The organism is Streptomyces sp. UNOB3_S3 (genome assembly GCF_020740895.1).
In the GTDB taxonomy this organism is placed as follows: domain Bacteria; phylum Actinomycetota; class Actinomycetes; order Streptomycetales; family Streptomycetaceae; genus Streptomyces.
The window spans coordinates 1-8,698 of the sequence record NZ_JAILXP010000306.1 but is presented as its reverse complement, the minus strand read 5'-3'; the positions used below and the strand labels follow the sequence as shown (position 1 = coordinate 8,698).

At 72.2% G+C, this 8,698-nt stretch carries 7 protein-coding genes; 5 read left to right on the top strand and 2 right to left on the bottom strand.

Annotated features, from left to right (window positions below; all coding sequences use genetic code 11):
* On the bottom strand, positions 1 to 829 hold an 829-nt coding region (locus tag K6I33_RS26715; RefSeq protein WP_229357090.1), incomplete at its 3' end, for a DUF3443 family protein.
* Positions 830 to 1,052: 223 nt separating this feature from the next.
* On the opposite strand from K6I33_RS26715, the gene K6I33_RS26710 reads away from it, so the two are divergent.
* Positions 1,053 to 2,399, top strand: a complete 1,347-nt coding sequence (locus K6I33_RS26710; protein ID WP_229357089.1) for a cytochrome P450 — start codon at positions 1,053 to 1,055, stop codon at positions 2,397 to 2,399.
* Here the strand turns inward: K6I33_RS26710 and K6I33_RS26705 are convergent.
* Positions 2,386 to 3,420, bottom strand: a complete 1,035-nt coding sequence (locus K6I33_RS26705) for a zinc-binding dehydrogenase (protein WP_229357088.1) — start codon at positions 3,418 to 3,420, stop codon at positions 2,386 to 2,388. The genes K6I33_RS26710 and K6I33_RS26705 overlap by 14 nt on opposite strands.
* 652 nt (positions 3,421 to 4,072) lie before the next feature.
* Here K6I33_RS26705 and K6I33_RS26700 point away from each other — a divergent pair.
* The 4 genes from K6I33_RS26700 to K6I33_RS26685 are packed head-to-tail and all read left to right on the top strand — an operon-like array spanning position 4,073 to position 7,572.
* Positions 4,073 to 5,305 (top strand): hypothetical protein, encoded by a 1,233-nt coding sequence (locus K6I33_RS26700; protein ID WP_229357087.1) that lies wholly within the window; start codon positions 4,073 to 4,075, stop codon positions 5,303 to 5,305.
* 52 nt (positions 5,306 to 5,357) lie between these two features.
* Positions 5,358 to 6,917, top strand: a complete 1,560-nt coding sequence (locus K6I33_RS26695; protein ID WP_229357086.1) for a hypothetical protein — start codon at positions 5,358 to 5,360, stop codon at positions 6,915 to 6,917.
* Complete coding sequence (locus tag K6I33_RS26690; RefSeq protein ID WP_374285887.1) at positions 6,914 to 7,417, top strand: hypothetical protein; 504 nt, start codon at positions 6,914 to 6,916, stop codon at positions 7,415 to 7,417. The genes K6I33_RS26695 and K6I33_RS26690 overlap by 4 nt, the downstream gene beginning before the upstream one ends.
* A complete protein-coding gene (locus K6I33_RS26685) occupies positions 7,414 to 7,572 on the top strand; it encodes a DUF6760 family protein (protein ID WP_164737679.1) in 159 nt (52 codons plus the stop codon). The genes K6I33_RS26690 and K6I33_RS26685 overlap by 4 nt, the downstream gene beginning before the upstream one ends.
* Positions 7,573 to 8,698 lie beyond the last annotated feature (1,126 nt).

The following is an 8,698-nucleotide window of genomic DNA, read 5'->3' as shown; positions in this document are numbered from 1 at the left end:
CGACGGGGGCGCACTCGTGGTCCAGGACGGCGGTCACGGTCAGGCACGCCTCCATGGGGGCGGGGTCCCAGGAGGTCAGCGCGGTCGGGGCGGCGCCGGGCCGGGGTGGCGCGGTGACCGTCCGTTTCAGGCTGACGGTCCTGAACCGCTCCACGGTCCTCGGCGGTGGGTTGAGCCTCAGCTGGGGGTGTTCCTCGTCGAAGTGGACGATGAAGGATCCGTCGCCGGTGAGGCCCGACATGGGGTTGGCGCAACAGCCCTTGACGCCCTGGTCGCGTTCGGCCATGCCGATGCCGAGGATGCCGTCGAAGACCCCGCCGAACTCCTCCGGGGTTCCGCCGTGCGCCGCCGCGCAGTCGGGGACCTGGTCGACGCATCTCAGCGAGTCGACGAGCAGGATGCTCTGGTCGCCGGCGGTGGCGGAGCCGAGCCGGAGGGTGGCCCGGGCCTCCCGGCCGCTGATCCTCAGCCCGCTGAGGAAGCTGCTGCCGCCGGTGGCGCCGGTGGGGGTCGCGGCGTCCCCGACGGCGGAGGCGAGCACTTTCAGCCCGGTGGAGCCCGTGTCCACCAGCAGGTTCACCACCCGCGAGCCGATGCCGACGGTGGCCTGGAGCCGGGGCGCGCTCAGTCTGCCGCCCGCACTGCCCGCCGGCAGGTAGGTCAGCGGCACGTTCGACGGCCGTGCGGCTCCACCGCTCGCTGTGGACGCGTCCGGCTGGGGGCCGCCGTCGCAGGCTGTCAGCAGCAGTGCGACGAACGTTGCCGCCGCGGCGGCCAGGTGCCGGAGCCGTCGGCGCGGCGAGCGGGGCGGGTGCGGGGAGAGCGGCACGGCGGCTCCGGCTTCTGGCTGCGGCGGGGGCTCCTGTCGCAAGGATCACCGGTGCCCCGGCCCGGCGCCCCGTGACGGCGTCCATTCAGGTGCGGCGGGGCGGAGGGCCGGTCCGGCGGCCGACGGGTGCGCCGTGGCCGGTCATGGTCTTGCGGATTCCGCGCGCTGCCCCGTGAATCGGTCTGTCGGAGGGAAGGTCGGAGGGAAGAGGGAAGGAATGGTCATGCGTATCCCCGGTCCCGAGCCCCGGCCGGACGGTGGTGTCGGCGCCGTGGCGGCAGCGGGCGGACTGCACACCTACCAGTTGCGGCTGCACGCCGAGTACGGGCCCGTCGTACGGTTCCAGCTTCCCGGCGCGGAGACGGCCGTGTCGGTCGCCGACCCGGTGCTGCTGGAGGCCACGGCTCACCTCGACAAGCGTCCCGAGCGGTTGTTCGAGTTCCTCGCCCCGCTGTGCGAGGCGGGGAACCTCCAGGTGCTGCCGGCCGACGAGCACATGCCGTGGCGGCGTCTGCTGCTGTCGGTGCTGGCCGGGCGGCCTTCCCACGAGCGGCACTTCGCACGGTTCACCGAGCTGGCGACGGCGGTGGCCGACCGCTGGGCCGAGCGGGCCGGCCGGGGGCCCGTCGAGTCGCAGAAGGACCTCACCGCGCTGTCGCTGCGGATGATCTGCGCGTACGCGCTGGGAGGCGACGTCGAGGACCCCGACCGTGTCGTCACCGCGTTCGAGGAGGTGCTCACCGAATACCTGGGGCGGCTCTACCGGGCGCCGGGCACCGATGACCGGGAGGAGAGCGCCGGGCGGGCGGAGGAGGCCCTGGCCTATCTGCGCGCGGTGGTCGACCGGGTGGTCGCGGCGCGTCGCGCGGGCGGCCGCGCGGACCGGAGCGATCTGGTCGGGGCGCTCGTCGACGCCGGTGAGCGACCCGCGCGGATCCGCGACACCGTCATGATGACGATGCTGGCGGCCCATCACACGACCGGGGTGGCCGTGTCGTGGACCCTGCATCTGCTGGGCCGGCACCCCGAGGTGGCCGGACGCGTCGCCGACGAGCTCGACCGCGTCCTCGGTGACCGTGCGGCGCCCGGGTACGCCGACCTGCGGCGGCTCACCTACCTGGAGATGGTCCTCAAGGAGGCGATGCGGCTCTACCCTCCGGGCCCGTACGGGGCGCGGGAGACGACCGAGGCCCTGACGCTGGGCGAGTACGAGATCCCGGCCGGGGCGACGGTCTTCTATCCGTTCTGGGCCGTCCATATGAACGCCGAATACTGGCCGGAGCCCGGGAGGTTCGTGCCCGAGCGGTTCACACCGGAGGAGGTGGCCAGGCGGCCGAGGCTGGCCTACATCCCGTTCGGGCTCGGGCCGCGTGGTTGCGAGGGCGCCGGCCTGGCCATGGTCGAGGCGGAGCTGGTCCTGGCCGTGCTGCTCAAGCGGTTCCGGTTCCGGCCCGTGCCGGGGCACGAGGTGACCCCGGTCGAACGGTTCGTGCTCTGGGCGGCCGACGACATCCGTATGTTCGCGAGCCCAAGGATTCCAGGGCAGGCGGGCCGGTTCAGGGGGCGATGAGCACCTTCAGGGCCCGGCGGTCCGCCATGGCGCGGTAGCCGTCGGGGACGCCGTCCAGGCCGACGGTGCGGTCGAAGACCCTGCCCGGTTCGATCGTGCCGTCCAGGACGTCGGGCAGCAGTTCCTCGATGTAGGCGCGGGCGGGCGCGACCCCGCCGGTGAGGGTGACGTTGCGGCTGAACATCTCGTACCCGGCCGGCCCCTCCTCGTACTGCGGCACGCCGACCCTGCTCACCACACCGCCGTCGCGCACCACCGCGAGCGCCGTGGCCAGGGCGGGCTTGGTGCCGACGCACTCCAGCACCCTGTGGGTGCCCTCACCGCCCGTCAGTTCCCGTACGCGCGCGACGCCTTCGTCGCCGCGTTCGGGGATGACGTCGGTGGCGCCGAAGTCGCGCCCGAGGGCGGTGCGGGCCTCGTGGCGGCCCATGAGCAGGATCCGCTCGGCGCCGAGCCGCCTGGCGGCCAGCACCGCGGACAGGCCGACGGCGCCGTCGCCGATGACCGTCACCGTCGTACGGGCGTCGACGCCGGCCGTGACGGCGCAGTGGTGGCCGGTGCAGAAGACGTCGGAGAGGGTGAGCAGCGACGGCAGCAGGGCGGAGTCCTCCCCGACGGGGAGCTTGACCAGGGTGCCCTGTGCCCAGGGGCTGCGCACGGCTTCGCCCTGGCCGCCGTCCACGCCGTCCTGCCCCCAGTACCCGCCGCGCGGACAGGAGGTGTGGAGGCCCTCGGCGCAGAACCGGCAGGTGTTGTCGGCGTAGGCGAACGGCGCGACCACGAGGTCGCCGGCCTTCAGCCCGGTGACCTCCGGGCCGGTCTCCTCCACCACGCCGAGGAATTCGTGGCCGATGCGCTCGCCTTCCTCGGTGGCCGGTCTGGAGCCGTAGGGCCACAGGTCGCTGCCGCAGACGCACGAGCGGACGACGCGCACCACGGCGTCCGTGGGGTTCTCGATACGGGGGTCGGGTACGTGCTCCACCCGGATGTCACCGGCGCCGTAGATCAATGTCGCTCGCATGGGTCTTCCCGATCGTGTCGTTTCGCGTCTCACGTCCCCGCCGTGGGCCCCCTCTCCATCGTGCGCCTCCCTTCCGGGGCTGTCGCGCCGGAGGCCCAGCCGACCCACGCACCTCATAAAGACCATAAAGTCCGAACCAATTATGGGATGTTCGCTTTTCCGCCATCAGGCCATTCCCATCCGGGCAGAAAAACGGTTCTTGAATGCATTCCGGCCACATTTTTCTGCCGCTACGGCGGAGTGCGCGCGCTCTTGACCCTCATGAGTGCGCCCCGGAGCCGCCCGGCCAGAATCCGGAACAGCCATGACCGGACAGCCCTGTTCCGCGGCTCGGACGCCACTGCGGGCCAGGTGACCCCGCCCCTTGTCCGGAAGCCGTGGGCACGGGCTCCGGGTGGCCGGTTCGCCCGGGTGCCGGGGCCAGTGCTGACGGCATAGTCTCGACCAGCCGAACGCCGCCCCCGCGCGAGCCACCGGAACTCCTGCCGCTTTCCCTGTCGTGCGCTGCCGCGCGGGCCCGACGCGTTCAGGCGACCATCACACGGACCGGAGGGGGAATACCACAGTGCCGGATCCCGGAACGATCCAGGAATACTCCATCGGGAACTACACGCCCCACTCACTGGCCCAGGGGAACGCGAGGTATCTCTGGGTGACCACCTCGAGCAAGGCCATCATCCGGATCAATCCCAATGCCGGGAACAGTCAGATGGTGGTGAACCATTCGATGATTCCCCAGCTCAGTGCGGGAATCATCAAGGACCCCGACGGTCTCCAGCGGGTCTGGTTCGCCGCTCCGGCACCGCCGACGCAGGAAGACCCCATCGTGATCATGGAGACGACGGGGATGAACGCCGTCCAGTTCTTCCCGCTGGAGGCCGACGCCAAGGCCGAGAGCATCAAGCTCCGGACCACCAACCACGGGACCACCGGCGCTCCGGACTACGAGTACAGCCTCCTGTTCGCCGAGCCCCAGCACAGCTACGTCGGCATCCTCACCCCCAGCCACGGCACCATCGACCGGATGCCGGTCAGCCAGAGCACCTGGCTCTGGGACGTGGCCGTCACCACCGCGGCCGACGAGAAGACCCACACCTACTGGGCCACGGGCCAGAGCAGGACCACCAACCCGGTCAGGAGCGAGAACGGCCTCTACCGCCGCTCCCCCGGTGCGATGGCATGGGAACCGATCCCGGTGCTCCGGACCGGTCAGAAGCCCTTCTACGTCATCGCTGACACGACCGCGGTATGGCTGACCGCCACCAACCCCAACCAGGTCATCCGCTATGACCTCGGCACCAACACCGCGCGCACCGTGGACCTGGGAACGGCGGTCCCCCAGCAACTGGCGTTCAGCACGACGGGCGCGTTGTGGGTGGCCTCCAGCGCGGGACTGCACGAGTTCGACCCGCGTCTGAACACGAACGGCTCCCTGGTGCAGCTGCCCAACGGCGGCACCGCCAAGGGCGTCTGCGTCGCGGCCGACGGCAAGCTCTGGTACACCAACCCGACCAGGAAGACCGTGGGCAGCTACACGGTGCCCCCGCCCCCGTACGGGGCCCCCTCGCGCATGGGCCGCACCCAGATCGTGTCCCAGGGCGAGGCGGAGATCCATATGAAGGACGAGGTCGCCCAGCCGCTCGTCGCCGAGTACGTCGCCAACGGGCGCCCCGTGCCGGGCGTCCCCCTCACCTGCCGGATCGACGCCGAGGGCGCGGCCTTCGCGGACGGCACCCATGAGCGTGTGATCATCACCGATCAGCGGGGCCGGGTCGCCCTGCCCACCGTGATCGCGGGCGATGTCCAGGAGGACGCGATCCTCAGCGTCGGCCTCGGCAACACCGAGCCGCACGCCGCCACGACCCTGACGATCACGCCGGCCTGACGGCGCGCCGCGCCACCCGGACCGTTCCCCGTCCGCCGGAAGGAGAATCAGCATGCCATCCGCAGCGCCGCCGCCCCTCACCGACTCCGACACGTTCCCCATCGACGCCTCCGCCGTCGACGTGGCCTGGCACAACGACGACCGGAACGTATGGTTCGTCACCGCCCAGGGCGTCATGGGCCACTTCGAGCCCCGCAGCCCTTGGGGCAACACCGTCTTCAGTCCGGGCTCGGGAGTCACCGGAACCGCCAACTCCGTCGTCAGCTGGACGGGCCACGGGGTCTGGACGTTCATCACCGGGGAGCAGGGCTCGGCCTTCGTCAAGTGCATGACCGACGGCCAGTACCAGGTGTACCCGCTGAACGGCGCGACGGACTGCCGGGCGCTGGCCCTGGGCATGAGCAAGGAGGGGCGCCCCCGCCTCGTCGCACCGCTGATCAGCTGGAACCAGCTGGCCTTCATCGAGGCCGGCGGCGGCGTCTCGTACTCGATGATGTACCCGGACGGCCTGTACGGCATCGCGATCCCGGCACAGCAGCGGGGTCGCTACTGGCTCACCTCCCCCGGTGGCAAGGCGCTGGTGGGCTATGACGTGAGCACCGGCGCCTTCGGTCCCGCCATCGTCCTCGGGACCGAGCCCCGGGACGTCGCGGCCGCCCCGGCGGGCGACGTCGTGTGGGTGGCCACCAAGGAGAAGGTCATCTTCAAGTACACCGTCGCGAGCGGCACGCTCACACGCATCGACACCCCGTTCACGGCCAACCACATGCTGGCGACGGCGGACGGCACACTCTGGTTCGTGAGCACCGCCGGTGACGCCGTCGGCTATGTGCTGCCCGACAAGGCCAGGGCGTCCATGATCCCCACGGGCCAGGGGTCCCGTCCCTCGGGGCTCACCATGTCCGACGACAGCCGGCTGTGGGTCGCGCTGTCCGGACGGAACGCCTTGCGGCGCGTGTCCCGTTACCGGCTCGCGGCGATCTCGGGCGACGACCAGAGGACGACCGTCGGGCAGCACTTCCCCAAGCCGTTCGAGGTCAAGGCCACGCTCCTGGACGGCACTCCGGTGGGCGGGCAGAAGATCGAGTTCTCCGTCGAGGAGGGCACCGGCGTCTTCGAGAACGGCGAGCACACCGAGGTCAAGCACACCGGTTCCCAGAGCGAGCAGCTCGGCGTCGCGACGAGTTCCCTGCTCACTCCGCTCAAGGAAGGCCCCTGCCCCGTCACCGCCCGCTGGACGGAGACGGAGGCCGTCGCCTCCTTCACCCGGCTGACCGTCAACCCGCAGCCGGGCAGGGCGGACCGGGTGCGCTACGTCTCGGGTGCGGGACAGACCGTGCCCCCGGGGAAGTCCTTCGACAACCCGATGAAGGTGATCGTGGAGGACATCCAGGGCAACCCCGTCGAGAGCGCCCAGGTCACGTTCCGGATCCTCGGGGAGAACATGGCGTCCTTCCCCGGCGGCACGGACATCGTCCAGGTGCCCAGCGGACCCGACGGCTCGGCGAGTTCCCCCGTGCTGACGGCCGGGGACAAGCAGGGCGACTTCTCGGTCGAGGTGTCGGCGGACGACACCTGGGTGAGTCTGCTCCTCCGGCAGAACATCACCTGACCGCCACGGCACGCCCACCGCTCGACCGCACGTCCCCGGCCCCCGCGCGAGCGGGGACCGGGGGCGGCGCGGCTCGGACGCCCGAGGGAGGATACCGCCCCGCCATGCCCGAGAACGGATCGCCGCTGCGCACGGAGTACGACTTCGAACTCCCCCACGGCTACGTGGACGCCTCAGGCACCGTCCACCGCCAGGGCTCCATGCGGCTCGCCACCGCCCGTGACGAACTGTCACCCCTGATCGACCAGCGGGTCCGGGAGAACCCCGCCTACCTCGGAGTCGTCCTCCTGAGCCTGGTCATCACCCGGCTAGGGACCGTCACCGACATCCACGCGGGCGTGGTGGAGCAGCTCTTCGCCCAGGACCTCGCCCACCTCCAGGACTTCTACCGGCGGATCAACGGCCTGGACTCCGGCCATGGCGCCGTCGCCTGCCCCTCGTGCGGCACCACTTTCGCGCTGCCCGCGTCGGCACCCGGCGGCCGCCTGGGGGAAGCATGACGCACCCGCCGCGCCGGCTCCGCGAGGAGACCGCCTACATCGCCTACCACTTCCACTGGGCGTACGGGGACATCCTCACCCTGCCCCACGAGGAGCGGCGCGCCTGGGTGCGGGAGATCGCCAGGATCAACAGCACGGCGGGGGAAGGCCGGTGAGCATCGTGCGCGCGCTCGGCGCACTGGCCCCGCGCGATCCGGGCCGGTGGCGTCGCCGGTACGGACGCCGGCGTGACGTTCCCGTCTCCCCCGCGCCCGGGGCGCGGGAGGCGGGGCACGCGGCCGGCCGGGGCCGCGAGGAGTGGCGCGAGGTGCCGCCCGTCGGGCTGCTGCACCTGCCGGTGCTGTCCACGAGCGGGCCACTGGCGTTCCGCCGGGGCCTCGCGGCGTGGCGGCCGGCACCGGTCGTCACGGCCGGCGGTCGGCTGTTACCGAGGGGCGTGCCGCTGGCGCTGGGGGCGGGGATCCTCCGGGGCTTGCCTGTCACGCCGCCTCCCGCCTCCTGTTTCGGCAACTCCGGGCCTGTGCCCGTGTCAGTGCCCGTGGCGGAGGTGGTGGCGCTCGGTGGGCCACGGCTCCCGGAGGGGCCGGGGGTGGCGACCGGCCTCTTACCGCGGCATGGCGCCAGGCCCGGCGTCGAACGCCCACGGGGGCCCGGGGACGGGGTGGAACCACCTCGCCGGAGTGAAGGCGTTACGGCCGTATCCGGGCACGGGCACGGGCCCGCGCCCGTCGGCGAGGAGCAGCGGGCCGTGGCGGGCATCGTCCACGTACCGAAGGCGGTCGCACCGCCGAGGAACCCGCCGGCAGGGCGGCAGGACCGGCCCGGCGGGCGGGAGACCGAAGCCTTCGTACGCCCACAAGGTCTCCGGCTCCCCGGCGATCCCGTGCGGCTCCCGGACCGGGCCGGGGCTCGTGAACTCCATGTTCCCGTGGGCCCGCAGCCGCCCGGTGCCGGCCACCGCGCGGAGCGCGGTGAGGACCGGGCACCCGGCACAGACCCCATCCCCGGGCCTCCGTGGAACCCGGCTCACGGCATCGCCCCACGGCCCCACAGCACCAACCTCCATCAGAAGCCGCCGGGCAGCGAGGAACGAGCTGTCGAACGAGCTGTCGTCCGCCCGAGTGCGGGCGAAGCCCCCGCACCATCCGGTACGCCCCCGCGCTCGTCCACGTCCCCCTCCCGGCTCCGTGTCGGGCGGCCGATCAACCGCGTGCCCGATACGGCCATGCCCTTCGCGTTCCCCCCGCCCACCGTGGGGAGCCCCGGGCCGTCGCCCACGCC

Excerpts from the sequence above, each read along its gene's own strand:
- K6I33_RS26695 (WP_229357086.1), top strand. The coding sequence starts at position 5,358 with ATGCCATCCGCAGCGCCGCCGCCCCTCACCGACTCCGACACGTTCCCC.
- K6I33_RS26685 (WP_164737679.1), top strand. The coding sequence starts at position 7,414 with ATGACGCACCCGCCGCGCCGGCTCCGCGAGGAGACCGCCTACATCGCC.
- K6I33_RS26705 (WP_229357088.1), bottom strand. The coding sequence starts at position 3,420 with ATGCGAGCGACATTGATCTACGGCGCCGGTGACATCCGGGTGGAGCAC.
- K6I33_RS26710 (WP_229357089.1), top strand. The coding sequence starts at position 1,053 with ATGCGTATCCCCGGTCCCGAGCCCCGGCCGGACGGTGGTGTCGGCGCC.